The organism is Paraburkholderia sp. FW306-2-2C-D06C (genome assembly GCF_058781505.1).
In genome coordinates, this window is the sequence record NZ_JBYSWU010000081.1 from 1 (window position 1) to 20,759 (window position 20,759).

Annotated in this window: 17 protein-coding genes and 2 pseudogenes; 8 read left to right on the forward strand and 11 right to left on the reverse strand. The window is 57.9% G+C overall.

What is annotated here, in order from left to right; genetic code table 11:
* Positions 1–99 precede the first annotated feature (99 nt).
* Positions 100–1,332, forward strand: a complete 1,233-nt coding sequence (locus AC3WLT_RS35140; protein WP_492596191.1) for a DUF1329 domain-containing protein — start codon at positions 100–102, stop codon at positions 1,330–1,332.
* Positions 1,333–1,551: 219 nt separating this feature from the next.
* On the opposite strand, the gene AC3WLT_RS35145 is transcribed toward AC3WLT_RS35140, so the two are convergent.
* From AC3WLT_RS35145 to AC3WLT_RS35170, 6 genes and pseudogenes are all read right to left on the reverse strand, one after another.
* The gene (locus AC3WLT_RS35145; RefSeq protein ID WP_492596192.1) at positions 1,552–3,135 is read right to left on the reverse strand and encodes an efflux transporter outer membrane subunit; all 1,584 of its coding nucleotides are present in this window, start codon (positions 3,133–3,135) and stop codon (positions 1,552–1,554) included.
* A gap of 72 nt (positions 3,136–3,207) precedes the next feature.
* Complete coding sequence (locus tag AC3WLT_RS35150) at positions 3,208–4,728, reverse strand: MFS transporter (RefSeq protein WP_492596193.1); 1,521 nt, start codon at positions 4,726–4,728, stop codon at positions 3,208–3,210.
* 10 nt (positions 4,729–4,738) lie between these two features.
* Positions 4,739–5,926, reverse strand: a complete 1,188-nt coding sequence (locus tag AC3WLT_RS35155; RefSeq protein ID WP_492596194.1) for an HlyD family secretion protein — start codon at positions 5,924–5,926, stop codon at positions 4,739–4,741.
* An 81-nt stretch (positions 5,927–6,007) separates the two neighbouring features.
* Positions 6,008–6,964, reverse strand: a complete 957-nt coding sequence (locus tag AC3WLT_RS35160) for a fumarylacetoacetate hydrolase family protein (protein ID WP_492596195.1) — start codon at positions 6,962–6,964, stop codon at positions 6,008–6,010.
* Positions 6,965–7,243: 279 nt separating this feature from the next.
* Positions 7,244–7,435, reverse strand: a pseudogene (locus tag AC3WLT_RS35165) (glutathione S-transferase C-terminal domain-containing protein); the annotation flags it as partial.
* A 114-nt stretch (positions 7,436–7,549) separates the two neighbouring features.
* Complete coding sequence (locus tag AC3WLT_RS35170) at positions 7,550–7,642, reverse strand: hypothetical protein (RefSeq protein WP_492596206.1); 93 nt, start codon at positions 7,640–7,642, stop codon at positions 7,550–7,552.
* A gap of 283 nt (positions 7,643–7,925) precedes the next feature.
* Here AC3WLT_RS35170 and AC3WLT_RS35175 point away from each other — a divergent pair, with 283 nt between their 5' ends.
* From AC3WLT_RS35175 to AC3WLT_RS35195, 5 genes are all read left to right on the forward strand, one after another.
* A complete protein-coding gene (locus tag AC3WLT_RS35175) occupies positions 7,926–8,390 on the forward strand; it encodes an SRPBCC family protein (RefSeq protein ID WP_492596196.1) in 465 nt (154 codons plus the stop codon).
* Positions 8,391–8,760: 370 nt separating this feature from the next.
* The gene (locus AC3WLT_RS35180; protein ID WP_492596197.1) at positions 8,761–9,198 is read left to right on the forward strand and encodes a MarR family winged helix-turn-helix transcriptional regulator; all 438 of its coding nucleotides are present in this window, start codon (positions 8,761–8,763) and stop codon (positions 9,196–9,198) included.
* Between the two features lie 39 nt (positions 9,199–9,237).
* On the forward strand, positions 9,238–10,761 hold the full coding sequence (locus AC3WLT_RS35185; protein ID WP_492596198.1) for an efflux transporter outer membrane subunit: 1,524 nt from the start codon (positions 9,238–9,240) through the stop codon (positions 10,759–10,761).
* A gap of 44 nt (positions 10,762–10,805) precedes the next feature.
* Entirely contained in the window at positions 10,806–12,059 is a 1,254-nt protein-coding gene (locus AC3WLT_RS35190) for an HlyD family secretion protein (RefSeq protein WP_492596199.1), read from the forward strand.
* Positions 12,060–12,154: 95 nt separating this feature from the next.
* Entirely contained in the window at positions 12,155–13,717 is a 1,563-nt protein-coding gene (locus tag AC3WLT_RS35195; RefSeq protein WP_492596200.1) for a DHA2 family efflux MFS transporter permease subunit, read from the forward strand.
* Positions 13,718–15,146: 1,429 nt separating this feature from the next.
* On the opposite strand, the gene AC3WLT_RS35200 is transcribed toward AC3WLT_RS35195, so the two are convergent.
* A complete protein-coding gene (locus AC3WLT_RS35200) occupies positions 15,147–15,518 on the reverse strand; it encodes a YciI family protein (RefSeq protein ID WP_492596201.1) in 372 nt (123 codons plus the stop codon).
* Positions 15,519–15,526: 8 nt separating this feature from the next.
* Positions 15,527–16,450, reverse strand: coding sequence for a VOC family protein (locus tag AC3WLT_RS35205; RefSeq protein WP_492596202.1), 924 nt, complete (start codon positions 16,448–16,450; stop codon positions 15,527–15,529).
* A 181-nt stretch (positions 16,451–16,631) separates the two neighbouring features.
* Here AC3WLT_RS35205 and AC3WLT_RS35210 point away from each other — a divergent pair, with 181 nt between their 5' ends.
* Together AC3WLT_RS35210 and AC3WLT_RS35215 are read left to right on the forward strand one after the other, a co-directional pair.
* On the forward strand, positions 16,632–17,255 hold the full coding sequence (locus tag AC3WLT_RS35210) for a TetR/AcrR family transcriptional regulator (protein WP_492596203.1): 624 nt from the start codon (positions 16,632–16,634) through the stop codon (positions 17,253–17,255).
* Between the two features lie 195 nt (positions 17,256–17,450).
* Positions 17,451–18,476 (forward strand): SphA family protein, encoded by a 1,026-nt coding sequence (locus AC3WLT_RS35215; RefSeq protein ID WP_492596204.1) that lies wholly within the window; start codon positions 17,451–17,453, stop codon positions 18,474–18,476.
* Between the two features lie 268 nt (positions 18,477–18,744).
* Here the strand turns inward: AC3WLT_RS35215 and AC3WLT_RS35220 are convergent, their stop codons facing one another.
* The 3 genes and pseudogenes from AC3WLT_RS35220 to AC3WLT_RS35230 all read right to left on the reverse strand — a co-directional run.
* Positions 18,745–19,698 (reverse strand): fumarylacetoacetate hydrolase family protein, encoded by a 954-nt coding sequence (locus tag AC3WLT_RS35220; RefSeq protein ID WP_492596205.1) that lies wholly within the window; start codon positions 19,696–19,698, stop codon positions 18,745–18,747.
* Positions 19,699–19,736: 38 nt separating this feature from the next.
* Positions 19,737–20,168: an NAD-binding protein gene (locus AC3WLT_RS35225; protein ID WP_492596207.1), complete on the reverse strand. Its 432-nt coding sequence runs from the start codon at positions 20,166–20,168 to the stop codon at positions 19,737–19,739.
* Positions 20,145–20,624 (reverse strand): annotated as a pseudogene (locus AC3WLT_RS35230) (NAD(P)-dependent oxidoreductase); the annotation flags it as partial. The gene AC3WLT_RS35225 and the pseudogene AC3WLT_RS35230, both read right to left, overlap by 24 nt.
* Positions 20,625–20,759: the final 135 nt, after the last annotated feature.

The following is a 20,759-nucleotide window of genomic DNA, read 5'->3' on the forward strand; positions in this document are numbered from 1 at the left end:
CTGTCGCCCGCTGCCTACGAGGCGAAACCGACAGTGAAAGAACCTATCTGCCTGTCCGAAATAACTTGACCACTACAACGTTTCAATCACAAAACTTCCATGACTGCGACCGTGCTCTCAATCTGTATTGTGGGAGGGGCCGTACACGCCGCAGAGTTACCGGATGGCACTGTTCTATCGAAAGAGAATTTTGACAAGGTCAAGGGTGATACCTTCGAAGGGCATACCATCGCTAGCCTGATCACGGAGAAGATGGGATGGCAGATTCAGAACACGGGCCTGAAGTTGACGCTCGCTCATTCGCCCGAGCCCTCGCTCGATCCGAAGTACATTGCGGCAACCAAGGAAAACGCGGCCAACGTGAAGTTTGATCCGGCGACCCGTGAGGTCACCGGCCATGTAGCCGGTATGCCGTTTCCAACCATATCCGAGTCGGACCCGAACGCAGGCGACAAGGCTTTGTGGAACGTCTATTACGGTTCGGTGTTCGGAAAGGACGTGTACAACAGTGTGTACTTTGTCACCGTCAATTCGTCTGGCTACGAATCTGGTCAGAAATGGCTATTCGAACGGCTTTTCAACAAGGGACGTTTTGGCGAGGAGAAACCCGTGCTGGGGGATGCGGACGTCTTGACCAAGACGATATTTGTAGGTGTCGAACCACAAGACATCAAGGGAACTGGAACCTTCACAATTCGCTATGACGTTCCGGGTCGCGTGGAGGATGAGTGGGCATACATCAAGTCCGCACGTCGTACGCGCCGGTTGTCGGGCAACGCGTGGATGGATCCGATTGGCGGCTTTGACTTGCTTCAGGACGACTTGTATGTCTACAACGCGCGACCGTCCCAGTACAAGCAGAACAAGTTGATCGGGAAGCGCTGGATTCTCGCATCGACCGATTTCAAACTGGCTCGCAATGCGTCCAAAGCGGGCAGCGCAGAGGAGTTTCCGCAGCTCCGCAATGAAGCGCCGTATTGGAACATCGCGGACCGGTACGCGCCGCGGGAGGTGTGGGTTGTCGAAGGCACGCCGCCGTCCGAGCACCCGTATAGCAAGAAGGTGGTGTACGTCGATACCAAGGTGCCGGTGATTTATCAGGGCGAGGTATACGACAAGAAGGGGGAATATTGGCGGCAGATCAATTTCCAGTTCGCCATGGAGAAGGGGCAGTCGACCGGGGACAAATATTTTGTGCCCATGGCAGGCAATTTCATCGACTTCAAGGCGAAGCATGCGACGCTGGAATTCTCGGATCCGGCCATTACCGACAAGAAGGGCGTGACGTACGATCAGTTCTCCGCAGAGGCCTTGGATAGGGCGCAGCACTAAGCGGGAAAGCGCGCGGGCTGACGTCCGCGCACGGTAGTGCTAATGGAGGCAAAGCAACATCGCGGTGATCTGGTGGGACATGCCGTCCTCCAGGCGAAGGAATCTGACATCGTGAACGACGCAGCTGGCAGTTGGCGCCGCAGTAATTGCTGGACGGGACCTTGATGAACTTGACGTCATCGCCGTGTGAGGCGTAGACCTCGGTGTGGCAGGGGAGGTTCAGTTCGATGCGGCCGCGGACGCACCGGCAGTCCTCGCCGCGGATGGCTTCTGAGATATGTTCTGCGCCGGAAGTAGCGTGGCGCTGGCGTTCTGTGGTGCGCTATTTGTGCCCGGCTCGACCGACGGCGCGAGTCCCACGTCTTTCGCGTCGAAGCCGCCACCGAGTGCTTTGATCAGCGCAATCTGCATATCACGACGCCGCATCTTGAGGTTCGTGACCGTTTGCTCGGCGGCAAGCCGGTTCTGGTCGGCTGTCAGCACCTGTAGCTGCGGCGATAACCCCGTCTTGTAGCGGACGACCGCAAGCTCCCACGCCTTGGTCGACGCATCGAGCGCGCGCTGCGCGTCGCCCGCCTGCTGATCGATCGTACGGATCGATGACACCTGGGTCGCGACATCCGACAGCGCGTTGATTAGCGTCTGATTGTAGTTCGCGATGTCCATGTCGAAGTCGGCATAGCGGCCCCTTAATTGCGAACGCAGCGCGCCGGCATCGAAGATCGGCAGGTGGATCGCTGGGCCGAACTGGATCTGTCGGCTTGCCACGTTTAAAAAGCGACCCCAGCCAAATGCGTCGAAACCGAAACCTGCGGCAAGGTTGATGTCCGGGAAGAATTCTGCTTTTGCTTCCTTGATATCGTGCATCGCGGCCTCGACCTGCCAGCGCGCGGCGACAATATCCGGGCGGCGTGACAGAAGATCGGCAGGCAGGTTGTCCGGCAGCGCGACGGCGCCATCCGGACTCATCACCGGCTGCGCGATCTGCAGACCGCGGTCCGGCCCCTTGCCGAGCAGCGCGCCGAGCTGGTAGCGCACCATCCTGATCTGGCCGTCGATGTCCGTCAGGTTGGCCTCGGTCGTCGCGATATTGCCGTTCGCGGTCTCTTTCTCGACATTGGTGTCGAGGCCCGCGACCACTCGGCCGTTGGTGATGGTGACAATCGTCTTGCGGTTCGCGATTTCGCGCTGTGCGATATCGCGCAGCGCATAGAGTTGCGTGAGCTGGTTATAGGTGTGTGCCACCGATGCGGCGAGCGTCACGCGCGCGTGCTGCATCTCAGCTTGTGCGGCTTTCTCCTGCGACAAGGCCTGACCGAGGCGCTCGCGATTCTTGCCCCACAGGTCAAGATCCCATGATGCACTCGCGAGCACGTTGTTCTCGCTGTACCATGCACCGCCATAGGGCGGCGGGAACAGTGCATTTGACGAGTAAAGCTCGCGGGTCCACGAGTAGCCGGCATCGGCCTTCGGATAGAGCGCTGACTTCGTGCTTTCGATGTATGACGCCGCTTTCGCGATCCGGGCTTGCGCCTGTGCGATCGACGGACTGCCTTCCAGCGCCTCGGCGATCAGCGTCGGCAGTTGAGGATCGCCGAACTGCTTCGCCCAGTCGAGCGACGGCCATAGGCCGCCCTCGCCAGGCAGGCTCTGCGTCGACTCGTACTGTGCCGCCGTCGACATCTGCTTGTCGCTCTTGATACCGATATAGTTCGCACAACCGGCGAAGGAGAGTCCTGTCGCCGCAGCGATTGCAACTGATCGCGATAGCGGCCGAAGCAACGGTGAAATCACGCTCGTCATTGTGCGGTCCTGTGTGCGGAGGAGAGACTGATCGATGGATCGTTCGGGCTCTGTATAAAGAACAGCAATGTCCTACCGAAAGATGCGCTGCAGTGCCGATACGATTGCAGCAATGGCGGCGACCCACGAAACGAGCCAGAAATATTCGAGACCTGCCATCAGGCTTGCTTGACGACTGATCTCCTGCGCGTAGTAAGCCACGGCCATCTTCGCGGACACCGAACTTTCATGGGTCAGGGCGAAAAGACTGCTCAGGTGCTGCAACGTCGCCGTGAACACGGGGTCTCCGTTCTGCAGTCTCACGTTGAGATTGCCGTAGTGAACCGTGCTGCGCCATTGGGAGAAGATCGTGGCGAGCGCAATGCCCATTGCGCTCGAGACCTGAGCCGCCATGTTCTTCACCTGTTGGGCATGTGCAAACAGGACCTCTTCGTGTCCGACGTCCTGGAAGGTTTGCATTGCCGTTGTCGCCATTACGAGCATCGTGAAGCACCCATTGAAGGCAAGCGCCGGCAGGACGTGCGTCCGCATCTCGGCTGTCGGGGGCAGTGAGGATAGCTGCCAGCCAAACGCTGCGAGGGCGAGGAAGCCGAGAACAAAGAATTTCTTTGGCGCGGGGTATCGGGCAACAACCTGGGCCATCACCAGCCAGGTAATGAGCGATGCCGTCAGGCCTAGCGACTGGTATTGACCAATCGTTTGCCATGAATAGCCCAAACCGGTCTGCAGAAAGGACGGCAGAATGGTGTTGTTCGCCCCGACGATCACATAGCAGAAGCAGAACAGCATCACGCCATAGCCATAGCGCGGTGCGAGCAGTTCGCGCATCTTCAGGAGCGGGCGTTCGTCGCTGTGCTCTACCGAAAAGTAAGTGTAGACGGAGAGTGCGGCTATCAACGCGAAAGCAATGAGTAGAAACGGACTCGTGTAAAAATCGTAGTACGACCGCTGTAAGCTATAGAGCAACACGAACGATCCAACGCTCAGGAGAAGCACACGGCCGGCCGTAGTGCGCGTTCGGGTTTCCTCGGGGGCCGGTAATGCGGGTAGGACAGAAAACGCCAGAGCGCCGGCCAGGATGGAGACGGCGATCAGCACCCAGAAGATGGCCTGCCACGTATCGTAGGTTACTGCGAGCGACGAAACGAGCGGCGCAGCGGCCATTCCGGCAGCGAGTCCGACGGCAAATACTTTGATACCGACAAATCGACCGGGACCGGGCGGAATCAGGTTGACCATCACGCGTGCGCTCGTCATAAACGACGCCCCACCCAAGGCCATAACGACGCGTCCCACGGCAAACGACTCGGCCTGCCTGCTGGAACTGCACACCAAAGCACCAACGACATATATCGCGATCGACCCAGCGACATAGTTGCGCCATCCAACACGCTCTACGAGCCAGCGTTGGATCGAGATGACCACGACCGCCACGCATGCGTACAGGGACGCGATGAAGCTGTATTCCTCAGGACTGGCCGAGATTTCATTTCGTATCGGCGTGGTGGCGAACGCGAGCATCCCCGTCTGTAGAAAATCGAGCCCGCACAGCAGGCAGACGGTACATAGCAGCGCCGCGTGCTTTCGGTACATAACTACGACCCTAGCGCGAGCTATAGGTGGCCGCGGTCTGGAGGCCTATCCCATCGTTTTGCCGGATGATGGTCTCCACGGCGGTGCTCGCATCCTTGAGTTCCGCGTCGAATACCTTGGTCACGTACGCGGACGACGGAGAAACGTTGTGCCGGACGGTGGGGCCGTTGCGGTCATGCGTATCGACGATCACATGCATCGAAAGACCCACCTGTAGCGGATGGCTTTCGATTTCGCGCGGATCCAGCGCGATTCTCACCGGAACACGCTGAGTCACCTTGATCCAGTTTCCAGTCGCGTTTTGAGCTGGGAGCAGCGCGAAGGCGCTTCCGGTACCGGCGTCCATACCGACGATCCTGCCGTGATAGTCCACGTCGCCGCCATAGGCGTCAGCGTTGAGCGTGACGGGTTGTCCTATGCGCAAGTCTTTGAGTTGCGATTCCTTGAAATTGGCAGTGACCCATAGCGCGTCGAGCGGCACGACCGACATCAGCGCCACGCCGGGGTTGATCCTTTCGCCAACCTGAACACTTCGCTTTGTGACTGTTCCTGCCACCGGGGAGGGAATCTTCGTCCGTTCGCGGGCGATATATGCATCACGCAGGTTCGCGGCGGCGGCCAGTACCTCCGGGTTGGTGCTCAATGTCGTTCCGTCGACCGTTGCCTGCCCTTGCGCGAGCGCCTGCCGCGCGGCATCCAAAGCGGCCTTAGCGGTTTTTAGCGCGTCTTCGGCGTGATTGATTTCCTCACGCGAGACAGCGCCTGCAGGCGACGCTTCCATGCGACGTGCAAGATCGGCCTTTGCCTTGGTCATGTCGCTGCGGCGTTGGTCGAGCTCCGCTTGCAGTTGCACTGCATTGTGGTATTGCGCTCGCGCGACGCGCGTCGCTTTGGCGAGCGCCGCAGTTGCTCGTTCGTACTGGACTTCCTGGTCCACGGGATTCAGTTTGACGAGCGCCGAACCTGCTGCAACGTGGTCGGTATCGTCTGCCAGGATTGCCGTGACGGTGCCGGTGATCTGCGAAGTAACCTGCACCGCATTGCCGTCCACATAAGCATCCTCGGTACGTTCTGTATCCAGTTGCAGGAAGTATCGCGCCCCCATCACCACAGCCATAACGAGGATGACGCAGGCGACGATGATATTGCGCCTGCTGTCGCCATTCGGCGGCTTTATGGAGGGTGGGGCGGTATTCATGACGATGGCTCAAACCGATGCGTTCGCTTTAGGAAGTCCCTTTCGGAGACTTTTGGCTGGCGGAGATGTTGCCGGTCTGGTTCAGAGAACCGCATTTTCTAACTGTCCGAGTCCCTCGATCCACACGCGAATGACGTCCCCTCGTTTCAGGAATGTGCCGCTTTCCATACCGACTCCAGCTGGCGTTCCGGTAAGAATGATGTCGCCCGGATAGAGCACAAGGCGTCGGCTCAGATAGGCGATCTGCTCTGCGACGGTATAGAGATGATTGCGCGTGTTGGAGTCCTGCTTCAGTTCGTCATTGACCCACAACTTGATGTCTAGCGCTTCCGGAGACTCGACAAACGCGGCGGGTGTCAGGAAGGGGCCTAGCGGGCAGGAACCGGCGAAGCACTTGTGCCCAATCCAGTCGAACCGGAAAGGCGAGGTCGGATCCACCTCTTGCCGGACCAGGTGGTCGCGCGCCGAAATGTCATTCGCGCAACTGTAACCGGCCACGTAGTCGAGCGCTTCGTCGACGGACACATTCGAGGCAGTTCGACCCATGACCACGGCCAGCTCTGCCTCCCAATCAAGCTTCGTGGTGTTGGCGGGGAACGGAATCGCCGAGCCATGGCCCGTTAGCGTCGCGCGCGGCGCCTTGATGAAGTGCCATGGCGGAATGCCATCACTGCGTGGATCCAGCGAGAGATTCATGTTGAAGGCACGGCTCATGGCTTCTACATGATCCCGGTAGTTGGCGCCGGCGCCGTATATCGCGCCCGCTCGTTGGAGGGGAGCCTGGATTTGCACGTTCCCTGCATCATCGGACAAGGCGTCGAATTTCGAGGTGTCGCCTGCCAGCGCTTGCGCGATCGTCAACAAGGTCGCATGCGAGTGGGCCCAGTCTTCTAACAGGTCGTCAACGGTGATATTGGGCTTCAGGTCGCAACCAAGTCGACTTGCCACGTCGCGCAGGTCATAAAGGTTGTCGCGAGTGAGCACACCAGGACGGACGTCGCCGCCATCGGATACGTATGAGAAAAGTTGGTACTTCATTCAACGTCCTTGTGTGTGGACACGGAGGGGATGAGCGACGTGTGTTGCCGCCTGAAGTGAACGTGCGGCCGCGCTATTCACAGCGCGTGTGAGAATGGGTCGGCAATGTGGATGCTCACCGCGACGCTTCCTGCCAGCGAATGCATGTCCTGACTTCGACCTTGAATACGCCTTCGCGGTTGAACGGAGCGGATCAGAGGATTTCTTGAATTGTTGCGTGCGGATTGGGTTCACGCCAGCACGCTCTATTAATAGGTTCGAATAAACGAGATTTATGCATTATTCGGAATCCGGCTGTCTGGCGGGGTGAGCCCTGCGAAACGCGTCGATCTCTTCACAGTGTTTCTCGATCTCGCGAAGTGTCGGGAAGCGATCCATGTCGACGCCAAAACGCCGTGCATTGAACAATTGCGGCACGAGGCAACAGTCTGCGAGCGTTGGTGTATCGCCGAAGAAAAATTTGTTTCGCGTGCCCCAGTATTTCGCCGAGTGCTCGTGCGAGCCACGCCTCGTCGACGATACGTTTGCGTCGAGCCGGCGAGCGTCAGTCAGTTCGATCTTGCGCGCCGTGCAGCGCAAGAGCACTTAGCCGATCGCCTTCTCCAAAGGGCAGATTCGCCAAGACAAAGTCGAGTTCTGTACGCCTATCGCTTCGGCTGCGCCGCGAAAGCTCACCACCTTGACGACCTCGACGAACAAGGCCGTGTCGCTAAGCAATTTATAACGATTGCTCCATTAATGAATCAATCATTTCCATCTTGCCGGATTTATCCCGAATCCAGTTTGCCGGATCATGTACGACATCGCCACTGAGGAAGAACGGTATGAGCGAGCTTTTCATCGCCGTCCGTATCGGCGGCCATTCCCTGCCGAACCGTTTGGTGAGGTTGCAGGCATAAGAAGCACCGTGTATTAGCGCGTAGAAGTACGCGATCCTGAAGTTATTTCGGAGGGTAAATATATGATTTCGGTCTCTAAAGAATTGAAGGTTAATCCTGACCAACCCGGTCTTACTCCGCTTTCTCGGAGCGACTTGTGGAAGGGCTTGAAAATGAAAGCGGAGAACGCATTGCCATTTGTTCAAGGCATGAGCAAATGCGATGTGGTCGAAAAGACTGATAACGGTCTGATTCGAGACATCGAATTTCAAGGAAAGCCGGCCCGCGAACGCATCACTTTCTATCCCGAAAAGAAGGTCGTGTTTCTGCGGCTATCTGGCGACGCGGATGGCATCATTGTGAATGAGATATTGGGCGCGGATGATGACTTGCGCGTCAGGTTCAGTTTTGCATTTCAGCTGACGGAGGCGGAATCTGGAAGTCCAGAAGAGGAAGTACTTCGCAAAGCCATGGAGACGGCATATGTTGCGGCCGTCGATGCTACGCTGAATGGCATAAGAAGTGCGAAAGCCAGCGGCGCGCTGTAGCCAACTGAGGTCATACAGAGGCGCCTATTTTTTGCGAAGTGCCTCAGGGTCTGTCTACATTTGCTAAAAGTGAATACATCCTGCCTTTTGCGAAAGCGAGGCAGGATGATTCGCTCACTACTGAGCAAAGACGTATGGAACAAGGTTAGAGCGATATGGCTTGGCAAGGAAGGCGGCCGTGATCGTGAGGCTGCCGAAATTGACACCCCGAAGCCCGTCATGAACAAGTTTGGTGCATCGACCTGCACCCGGACCCAGGTCAGGATTCGGTGCAAACCCACAGATTGACCCTAAAAAAATATTTCGGTACCTTGGTTGACAGTATCTGATGTTGCAGATAATGTTGAGTCTGTCGATTAAGGAGCGGAAGATGGACCACTACACGAAGGACAACTTCCTGGCGGCGCAGAGCATTGGTTTCTCGATCAACAAGGCCCGAAACATTCTAGTGGCCGAGATGGACAATGCCTTGAAGGACCTGGAGATCACCACCCAGCAGATGGGCATCCTGCTGTCGATGAGTAGCGGGATCGCCTCCACGCCGTTTGAGTTGTCGAAGTTGCTGGGTATCGATACAGGCCTGATGACCCGTCTGCTCGACAAACTGGAAAACAAGGGCTTGCTCGAGCGCTCGCGCAGTCTGGAAGATCGCCGGGTGGTCAACCTGACGCTGACGAAGAAAGGCAAAGCGGTCGCCGCGCAACTCCCGGAGATCGCACCGGTTGTCTTGAATGCCCGTCTGAAGCGCTTTACCAAGCAAGAATTTAACGAACTGGGCCGCCTGCTTAACAAATTCCTTGAGGACTGAGCGGCATTTTTTTTACCTATATATCAGACAGGTCAGAAAATGAAATCACAGTTAAATGGAGCGGTAACCGGTGGGCGAGTGGTGAAGGCTTGCGTCACCGTGATGTTCGCCGCTGTGTTGTCGGCGTGCGCGAACTACGCAGGCATTACGAGCGACAAGCAAATGACCGGGCCGCAAACGCTCGCTACCCAGCAGAGCATTCCGTCTGACGACGGTCATTGGCCGGCCGCCGATTGGGCCGACCAGTTTGGCGACGCGCAGTTAAAAGCCCTGTTGGCAGAAGCACTGAAAGGCAGTCCGTCGCTCGCTCAGGCGCGTTCCCGTGTCGCGGCTGCCGCCGCGTATACGGAGACGGCAACGTCGAACACGCTGCCGAAAGTCGGCGCTACCTACTCGTTCACGCGCGAGCAGTATTCAGCCAACGCTCTGGTCCCGCCGCCGTATGCCGGCTCGTGGCAGTCGGAAAACAAGGGGCTGCTGTCGGCCTCCTACGACCTCGATCTGTGGGGCAAGAATCGCGAGGCGCTCAAGGCTGCCATGTCGCAGTTGCAGGCGAGCGAGGCGGATGCCGAGGTCGTCAAATTGACGCTCACCTCGGCTATCGCCCGCAACTACAACCAGCTCGCCCGCCTGTACGCGTTGCGCGACATTGCGCAACAGGAAGTCGGGCAGCGCGAGCAGATCGACCGCATTACGGCCGGCCGTATCGCCAACGGGCTGGACACCGAAGTGGAGCGCAAGACCGCGCAGGCAAACCTTGCCAGCAGCCGTTCTGCGTTGGCGTCGCTCGACGGCAGCATCGTCACGACGCGCTATCAACTGGCCGCGCTCCTCGGCGCGGGTCCGGACCGCGGCCTGTCGATCGCCCGGCCTGCGCTCGGCATTGGCGACGAGGTTCGGCTGCCCGATAACGTTCCGGCCGATCTCGTGAGCCGCCGCCCGGATCTGGTCGCGGCACGCTGGCGCGTCGATGCGCTTACGCACGACGTGAAGGAAGCCAAGGCCGAGTTCTACCCCGACATCAACCTGAGCGCCGCTATTGGCCTGGATGCTTTCGGTTTCGGCCGCTTGCTGACCGCCGCCAGCCGCACCGCCAACGCCGGCCCGGCGATCCATCTGCCGATCTTCGACGGCGGCGAACTGCGGGCGCAACTGAAAGGGCGTTACGCCGACTTCGACAATGCGGTGGCCGGTTACAACCAGACGCTTGTCACGGCGCTGTCGGAAGTTGCCACGCAGTTCGCCCAGATCCGTTCGACCGACGCCCAGCTCGGCGATGCAGAAGCCGCCCGGGGCGCCGCGCACAGTGCCGACCAGTTGGCGCTCACGCAATACAAGGCCGGCCTCACGAACCAGCTCACGGTGCTGAACGCCGATACCAATGCGCTCGCCGCCGACGAGGCAGTGGCCAACCTGAAGATGAACCGCCGCGATCAGCAGATCGCGTTGGCTGCGGCACTCGGTGGCGGGTATGTCGACACCGGTACTGCCGCCTCGAGCAGCTCAACTGCAACCTCAAACACAACTGCAATCCAAACCAACCCAGTCGTCGCCGCGCGCTAATGCGACTGTCGCGGCACCTTCATATACTGCCAGGAGTTATTGAAATGAGCGATACGACCACCACCGAGCGCACCACGGCGCAGGTAGAACCAGTCAAGTTGGAGAGTCCCCGTAAGCGCAAGCTGATGCTGGCGCTGCTTGCGGCCGCCGTTGTCGCGTCAGGCGTTGGCTTTGGCGCTTACTATTTCACGGTGGGGCGTTTCTACCAATCCACCGACGACGCGTATGTCAGCGGCAACCTCGTGCAATTGACGCCGCAGGTCAGCGGCACCGTGGTCGCAGTCAATGCGGACGACACGCAGGTCGTCAAGCAGGGCGATCCTGTAGTGATGCTGGACGCGGCCGATGCAAAGATCGCGCTGACGAACGCAGGGGCGACGCTCGGTCAGACGGTTCGGCAGGTCAGCGGCCTGTATGTGAACAACGATTTCTACGCGGCGAACATCGCCCAGCGTGAGGCCGATCTGGTCCGCGCCAACGACGACCTGAAGCGCCGTCAGGCGATTGCCGAAACCGGCGCAGTGTCGGGCGAAGACATCGCCCATGCTCGCGACGCCGTCAGCTCCGCACAAGCCGCGCTCGACGCCGCCCGTCAACAGGCCGAAGCAAATCATGCACTGACAGACCGCACCACCATCGAACAGCATCCAAACGTGCAGGCTGCAGCATCGAAGGTGCGTGATGCCTATCTGAACTATGCGCGCAACACCTTGCCCGCGCCGGTCACTGGTTATGTCGCGCGGCGTTCGGTGCAGGTGGGTCAGCGGGTCGCGCCTGGCTCGCCGCTGATGGCCATCGTGCCGCTCGATGGAGTCTGGGTGGACGCGAACTTCAAGGAAGGCCAGCTCACGCACATGCGAATCGGCCAGCCGGCCACGCTCACGGCGGATGTCTACGGCTCCAGTGTCAAGTATCACGGCACGATAGAGGGCTTCTCCGCCGGCACGGGCGCAGCCTTCGCGGTGCTGCCTGCGCAGAATGCCACCGGCAACTGGATCAAGGTGGTGCAGCGCCTGCCGGTGCGCGTGCGACTCGATCAGCGTGAACTCGATGGGCATCCGTTGCGGATTGGTCTGTCGATGCAGGTCGAGGTGGACACGCATGACGAGTCGGGCACCCAACTCGCCGCTGCCACGAACACGACGTATCGCACCGATGTGTTCGCACAGTACGGTGCGGCTGCCGATGCGGAGATCGCCCAGATCATCGCGCAGAATCTGCCGGCCTCGCGCCTCGCTGCATCAGCCGCGCCGCAAAAGACCGCCGCGCGCCGCGACGCCTCACGCCGTGCCGGCTGAATGTAGGAAAGAACTCAAATTTTTTTATCGAATTGGCTGACTGGTCAGATAGCTGTTGGCGACGCTGACCCTCGCTTCTCATGATGGGTGATGAAATGAATGAATCCACCAATCCCGCTGCACTCGCGCCGCTGACCGGCGGCAAGCTGGCGCTGGCGACGCTCGCGGTGGCGTTGGCCACTTTCATGAACGTGCTGGACTCGTCGATCGCCAATGTCGCGATTCCGACCATCGCCGGCAACCTCGGTGTATCGGTGGACGAGGGCACGTGGGTGATCACGCTTTTCGCCGCCGCTAATGCAATTTCAATTCCGCTTACCGGCTGGCTCACCCAGCGCGTCGGGCAGATCAAGCTGTTTGTCTGGGCGATCCTGCTGTTCGTGCTGTCGTCCTGGTTGTGCGGCGTTGCGCCGAACCTACCGGTGCTGCTCGCCGCGCGGATCATCCAGGGCGCGGTGGCCGGTCCGCTGATTCCGCTGTCGCAGGCGATCCTGCTCGGTTCGTATCCGAAGGAAAAAAGCTCAACCGCGCTCGCGTTATGGGCGATGACGGCCACCGTCGGCCCGATTGCCGGCCCGGCGCTGGGCGGCTGGATCACGGATAGTTACTCATGGTCGTGGATCTTCTACATCAATATCCCGGTGGGCCTGTTCGCCGCCGGCGTGACGTGGGCGATCTACCGCGACCGTGAAACGCCAACGAAGCGTCTGCCGATCGATAAAGTCGGTCTGCTGTCGCTGATCGCCTGGGTCGGCTCGTTGCAGGTGATGCTCGACAAAGGCAAGGACCTCGACTGGTTCAACTCACCGGTAATCGTCGCGTTGACCGTGTTCTCGTTGATCAGTTTCGTGTTCTTTCTGATATGGGAATTAACCGAGAAGAATCCGATCGTCAATTTGAGGCTCTTTGCCGGGCGCAATCTTCTGGGCGGCACGGTGGCGATCTCGGTCGCCTACGCGGTGTTTTTCTCGAACCTGGTATTGTTGCCGCAGTGGATGCAGGGATATCTGAACTACCGCTCAGTGGATGCCGGGCTCGTCACTGCGCCGCTTGGCGTCTTCGCAGTGTTGCTCGCACCGGTAATGGCTAAGATCATGCCGAGGTCTGACGCCCGCGTGTTGGCCACGCTCGCATTTCTGGGTTTCGCGGGAGTGTTCTTCATGCGTTCGCACTATACGACCGGTGTCGATACATTCACGCTCGTGATTCCGACGCTGCTGCAAGGCATCCCCACCGCGCTGTTCTTCGTGCCGCTGACTGCGATCATTCTGTCCGGTCTACCCGGGGACAAAATTCCTGCGGCTGCCGGTTTGTCAAATTTCGCGCGGGTTTTTGCGGGTGCGGTGGGCACGTCATTGTTTAGCACTGGCTGGAACGATCGCACGATCCTGCACCATGCACGCCTCGCCGAGCAGACCAGCGTCAACAACCCGACCTTCATTGGAGGGCTCGACTCGCTGCACAGCGTGCTCGGTGGCGGTACGCAGCAAGCGCTAGCGGCGTTTGAGAACTCGCTTAACGCACAAGCGGCGATGCTTGGTCTCAATGACATTTTCTGGCTGTCGGCCGTGATCTTCATTGCGATTATTCCGTTGATCTGGGTGACGAAACCCGGCAAGGGTGGCGGCGCCGGTGCCGCGGCGGCTGGTGCCCACTGAGCTGGACCTGCCGTCGAATCTTGGGCTCCGCTCACATCTCGCTAGCAGTTTCATGCGCGCACTCCTTTCGACGCCCCCGATTGGGAAACAGATACTTTGGAACGGTACGCCGACAGTCACTGCCGCATTGGAATCGCCGGGTGAGGGCGGTGTACCACCCACCGTGATGCGCGTTTGAATAACGGACCGGACTATTTTGCGAGCTTCGTCAGATGATATCCACGCGATACATTGAAATACAGGCGCTTCTCTTAAACAGCTTCACCAGGTCTTGTCAGGCGTTTCGATTTGTGTCCTGCTCAGTTGCCCTTCTGGCGCTGGCGGGCTGCGCTTCAGCTACCGATGTAACGGCAACGGACAATCCGGACACTTATGAGGTATCTGCGTCTGCGGCAGGCGGAAGTTTGGCGTGGGCACGTGCGCATGACAGGGCGGTTAGCCAGGCGCAGAGCTATTGTGAGCGGCGTGGCATGCAAGCGAGCGTTAAGCTTGAAACGATAGATGGCATTGAAGCGCTGCGGCAGCACAAATCACAAGTCAGGTTCGAATGCCATCCATCGTTCTGACGCAGCTTCTGTTGACCCAATCCATCTAATAGGGGGCCCTTGTTCAAATAGATGGAAGCACTGCTCAATGTTGTATTTACTGCGCCAATAGCCCGTATGTCAGCCATCAATTCGACATCCCTATCTACGGTCGGTAGATTCAGAATGCTCGCCTCGTTGGCGCTTTCGTCAAGGGCGGCCGTTTCAACAAACAAGGAGGAGATGTATGACGAAATATGCGTGGACAGTATCGTTGATACTATGTTGTGTCGAAGCAGTTGTGGCCAGCGCAGCGTACGGCCAGGCGTCCGCAATACCCGCAAGCGGTCCAAAGGTCGTCGAAAATGTCTTGGGTTCGTCTGTTTACGTGCCGCCACGGCACGCCAGGAAGAAAGCGAAGAAACAGCTAGGGGGAAGTGCTGCGTCTGCCGCACGCGACAGTACAGTCCCAGCGTCGCAGTAACTGCCTGCCGTCGCTTTACTGCTTATGCAGCGGTGATGCAGCGAGGTCGGGCCCTCATGTGGTGACGCTAAAGAGCAAGTAGGTGTCGTTACCGAATGAGTAGAAGGGCGCTAAGTGCGCCCTTTTTTTGTGCGGGTCGATCTTGGCGCGATCGAGGACGATGGTCCGCCACAAACGCCATAAATCAGCAATCCAGACCTGGGAGACCCTGCGGTAGGTGGGGCGGTAGCAGTTGAGTTTCCGGGCGGACCGGTGAAAAGAGCCCAGAGTCAAACCCGGAAGATGCCCACAGCCGTATGCAAAAGACTTGCTCGTTCGGCTAACAAAGGTGTGCGGGAAAGTTGTACGTCACAGTGGTCACCATTCCGATCTGGAGTTCAGTGTAAAGCTAAAAAGCCGAGGCAATGCCTCGGCTTCCTGATCAGACCACCTTCACCGACTGATCGGAAAAATTGATCGTCAATGTGAGGCTGCCTTCGCTCAGAGTCCAGGATCGTACCTCGAAGGACCGGAGGCCGCTTTTTACGAATGGGTCCTGTTCTGCAAGTCGACGGGCATCTTCAAATGTCGGAGCACGTACGATGGTCAGTCCGCCGCCCGTGAGGTGACCTCGGGAGTTCTTGAACGGCCCGGAACCAAATAGAAGTCCGCGTTTCTCCAGGCCGATCATGTAGTCGAGGTGATCATTCAGGTGTGGCTCGAGGACCTGCGGATCCTCCACGTCGCTACTCAAGATTGCGAAAAGTGGGAGTCCGAGAAGGCCGGCCACCCGTTCCCTGACATTACTCGCCATGCTTCACCTCAATCAAAGAAGTCTTGAGGGACTTCGGGCCCCCACTGATGGACAGCTTCAGGAGAAGTAAGGTTGGTTCGATGCGGTTGCGGAGCAGACGTCAGCATGTCGCCGTCACAGAAATGCTCGACCCGGAAACCGTCGGGATCACGCCAATAGTCAAAAACCTGGCTGCCGATAACGTGTCGACCGATGCCAAATTGATGTTTCCAGCCCTTCTTGTCCAATGCATAGTGCCCCGTCTGGACCGCATCAAAGTCCTGAACTTCGAACGACGCGTGGTGGATGCCTTTCTTTCCGATTCCAAAGAGCCCGAGGCTGTGGTGGTCGACCGGGGTCTCACCTCGATTCAGGCGACAGAATGCGCCGAAGGGCCGATCGTGAATATCATCGTAAATTTCATCGGATACCAGAATACCGAGCTTTTCCTGATACCAAGGCAAGCTCCTGGTGATATCCGTGACGTTCAGCACGAGATGGCCGAGTCGAAGAATCTCAGACGGTTCGACGCGAAGACGTTGATAGGCATCGATTCGATTCTTTGTAACTCCGTAGTTAATCGTCATCGGGTCGCGAGCCGCCGGGACTGCAGCCGTCGGCGTACCACCGGCCAGTATCTCGATCTCCCAGCCGTCAGGATCGACAAGCCGAATTGATTTGTGACCGCCGGGTGCATCGCTGTCGGCCACAGGCACGCCTTCTCTTTCGCCCAACGCCTTCAGTGCTTCAACGCTTTCGGCACGAAAACCGATACCGACGAACGAGGGTTCGCCCTCTTCGGCGACATAGCAGAAAGGATACGAACCGCGTCCTTTCCAGTAGTGGCGGTTGCCAACGGTACCTGCTTCAAGCAGGCCAAAATCGCGGAGAAATTCCGCAGTTTTTTGCAGCGACGATACGCGGTAGTGCACGTACGCAATGTCTTCAATCATTCCAATCTCCATTTGTACTGTAACGTTCAGTACAGTTACTATAGGGCGTGGTGCTGCTGGGTACAAGCGCGCCGCGCTTAACGTTTACCCAGGTATGACTGGGGAGCCGACGTGAGGCGCCATCGTCGTTTTGCTACCATCCGTCACTTCTTGCCAACCTTGAGTTTGAGAGATACCTGCCATGTCGGACACTGAACCAAGCCGCCGAGCCGAGGCGAAGCGGGCTGCCATTCTCGACGCGGCAGTGACGCTGTTCCTCGAATCGGGCTTCGACGCTGTCACTCTCGATGATGTCGTCGCTCGAGCTGGAGGGTCGAAGGCGACCATCTACAGCTACTTCGGTGCCAAGGACAACCTGTTTCATTCATGCGTCGAACACCTATGCGGGAAGATCCTGCAGTCGGTCTCATTGTTCGACGTTGACGAACTTCCTATGGCAGAAGCACTTCGTCAAATTGGCGTCTCGTTCCTCAACGCCGTCTTAAGCGACGATGCGCTCGCTTTGCATCGGCTGGTGGTCGCAGAAGGAAAGCGTTTTCCAGAAATCGCAAACCGCTTTTATAGCGCCGGACCTGCTCGGGTTTATAGCGATGTCGCGAGAGTTCTCCGGCAACGCGAAGGAGTATCGAGCAAGATCGTCGAGGCGAACGAACTCTCTGTTCTTTTCATCGACATGCTGACTGCGGAGTTCCAGCTACAGATGTTGCTCGGGATTCGTGCCCGACCGTCGAGGAAAGAAATCTCTGGTCGGGTCGATCACGCAGTTCGACTCATGATGGCCGGGGCCGGACTACGTCATAGCTAGGACGGTCGAGCTGAATTCACGGCATGAATCAGGCGCATTTAGACAATTTGTTGGTTAAATAGGTTTTGTTTGTTTAACGTCCCTTTCGAAGCGGCTCTGCTTGCCATCGCATGCACGACGGCTCTCTCTGGAGATGTCGTTGGCGATTGACGATGCAGCCAAAGATCAGCCGCTCTTGACACAAGAGGAGACGACATGAAGCAGACGAAACTTAGGGTGCTGCGCGAACGCAAACAACACGCGGCATGTGAACGTGTTAGCCCGCAAATCAGGACGCAGTGGTTTGCGGGAGCGATGAGCCGAATGCTCGGCGTTGGCCTGCTTGCAAGTGGGCTATGCAGTGCCACGTCAGCCGTGGCGACTGAGGGCGGTGGGACTTCCTATCCGGTTGGCGTCAATACCGTGTTGTCCGGGATGATGCCGCCGCCTGGCCTATATGGCTACGTCTATCTTTCTAACTACGACGCCGCGCACACGCTCGGCAATAACGGCAATGACAAGGCCGGGTTGTCGAATTTCGACCTGCACGTTCAGGCTGCTTCCTTGCGTGTTGACTACGTGTACTCGGGGATAGAAATCCTTGGTGCCGATGTCGAGAGTCGTTTTGCTCTACCGTATATCAAGGGGAGCGTTGAATTCAATGTTGCAACGCCGAAGGGCAGTGTGCATAAGGCTGGCCGTGAGTCGGGCTTTGGCGACCTGACCTTGTCGCCATTTCTGCTTGGATGGCATGGCGCCTACCTGAATCAGATTGCTGGCTTCGACGCCTTTGTCCCAACAGGCGTCTATAACAAGACGAATCTGTTCAATCCTGGACGCAATTACTGGGCCTTTGGTCCGTGGTACGCATTTACCCTGTTTTTAGGCGGGAAATGGGAGGTTAACGGCAAAGCTATTTACATCTTCAACGGTCGGAACCACGATACGGATTACACGTCCGGTCAGGAGATGAACCTCGACTATGACATCGCGTACAACATCACGCCGGCATGGCAGGTCGGCGTGAGCGGATACGCCTACAAGCAGACTACCGATGACAGGCAAGGTGGAAGCACGGTGGCTGTAGATGGCAATAAAGGACAGGCTGTCGCAATCGGGCCGTTCTTCAAATTTCAGCCCGGCAAGACGTGGGGTGTCGTCGTCAAGTGGCAGCATGAAACACTTGTGCGAAACCGTGCTCGCGGCGATCGCATCTGGCTGCAGGCTGCGGCTAAGTTTTAGATAATAGCGAGCCTTTGCGGACCCCAGTCGTGGTTACGTTAAGTGAGGCAAGCGAGTGCGTGTATCCAGGAAGCGGGATTTCTTCCACCAGACAGCATCGTCTCGCCGCGAGGCAGTTCTTCCGTCGCATTAAAGTCGTGATGATGTGTCCGGGAGCGAAACAGGGGTAGCGTGCCCCTTACGAGAGCATGCTCCTCCGGTTTCATGCGCTGCGGCAGTTTGCCCGTCGCAACGCATCGCGACAAAGAGATGGTGATTATCCGAAGCGTTAGACGACCCTATTCTGCAAATCCCCGATACCTTCAATCCAGACGCGAATCGTGTCTCCACGTTTGAGAAACGTACCAGACTCCATGCCAACACCGGCTGGCGTGCCTGTCAGGATGACATCGCCGGGATACAGTTCCACTCGTTCGCTCAAGTAGGCGATCTGTTCCGCCACGCTGTAGAGATGGTTCGACGTGTTTGAATCCTGCTTGAGTTCGTCGTTGACCCAGCACTTGATGTCGAGATCTTCGGGGGTGGCGATAAACTCCGCCGGCGTGAAGAATGGGCCTAAAGGGCATGAGCCGGGAAAGGACTTGTGACCGATCCAGTCGAAACGGAAAGGCGACGACGGATCGACATTCTCCCGACGCAAATTATCGCGGGCGGAGAGGTCATTGGCGCAGGTATACCCGGCGACGTACTGCAACGCGTCATCCACGTCAACAAAGCGGGCCATCCTGCCAATGACGACAGCGAGTTCCGCTTCATAATCGAGCTTCTCGGTGTGAGCCGGGTACGTCACCGCTTGACCGTGAGCGGCGAGGGTGCTTCGCCCGGCCTTCTGGAAATGCCAGGGATTTACACCGGCAGCCTTGGGATCGGTCTCCAGATTCATATTGAAGGCTTTGGACATCGCTTCAACGTGGTCTTTGTAGTTCGCTCCCGCGCCATAGATGATTCCGGGCATCTCGAACGGGGGGAGAAAGCTTATCGTCGCGATATCAAGCGGTTTGATCTGGTCAGCCTTGCCTTGGTACAGATCGTTCGCCAACTGCGTAAGTTTCGGTCCGAAGATACTCCAGCCGGCGATGAGCCGATCAAAGGTCTGGTCGCCCACAACTGCCATGTCGCAGGCGACGGCACAAGACTTCAGGCTGTACAGAGCAGAGCCGAAAGTAATGCCAGTTTGCCGCTCGTATCCATCAAGCGAATATGAGAAAAGTTGATACTTCATCTGGGGTAGTTCCGCGTTGTTTCAGGGAGGATGGGGTATCAGTCGCGCGTTGATTCAGCCTCGATGAGCTTGATGACAGCAGAGATGTCTTCGCCGCCCATACCATCGTCCAAAGCCTTCTCGAAGTAGCGTTTCGCAGTGGAAAAAAGAGGAGTAGCGCATCCAAGGTCGGACGCAAGCTGGCCGGCCATCTCCAGATATTTTTCCAGCGTACTGAATGGACCGGGAGCCGGAGAGAACGTGCGCGAGGCCATCATCGGGCCTCGAATCGCAAACATCGCGGAACTGCCGACGCTTTGCTTGATTATTTCGACCACGCGATGAGGGTTGAATCCGGCACGCGCGCCCATATTGATGGCCTCCGCCGCAGCCAGCGTATGAATGGTCAGTAGGTAATTGGCGATCAGCTTCATATTGACCGCTGATCCGAGTTCACCGATGTGAAAATGAACCGATGAAATCGCGTTCAGAACCGTTTCTACAGATGTAAGAACGTCTTCGTCGCCACCAATGAAGAGCGCGGCCTTTCGCTGCTCAACAATACTGGGGGACCCGCTGACTTCTACCTCAAGCACTTTTGCGCCCGTTTGCAGGATGCGTTCAGCTTGGGCGATCTTGAATTCGCAGCTGTATGTTCCTAGTTCGATGACAGTTTGGCCGGGGGAGAGGGCAGCGAGGACTCCACGCGGCCCGTCCAGAACCTCAAGCTGAGCTTGTTGACCCGGCAGGCACAGCAGCAGTACGTCACATGCTTTGACCACTTCTGCTGGCTCGTCCATTGCGACTCCCCCTCTCGCGACGAACTCGGCCCGGTCTGTTCGTCGGAAGCCGACGACCGAGAATCCGGCTGCCATAAGGTTGGTTGCGATCGGCAGCCCAAGTTGCCCGATTCCGATCATGCCAATACGTGCTGCGCTCACAGATGTCTCCTTTAGATGTTTTTCCTAGTCTTGCTCAAGTCTGTCGAAGAAGCCATACTGATTTTGGCCTCTTTTGAATTTTGAGTGGGTAGGTTTGGCGGGTCAAGGACGGGCGTAAGCCCGGCGTAGCGAATCCTTGAG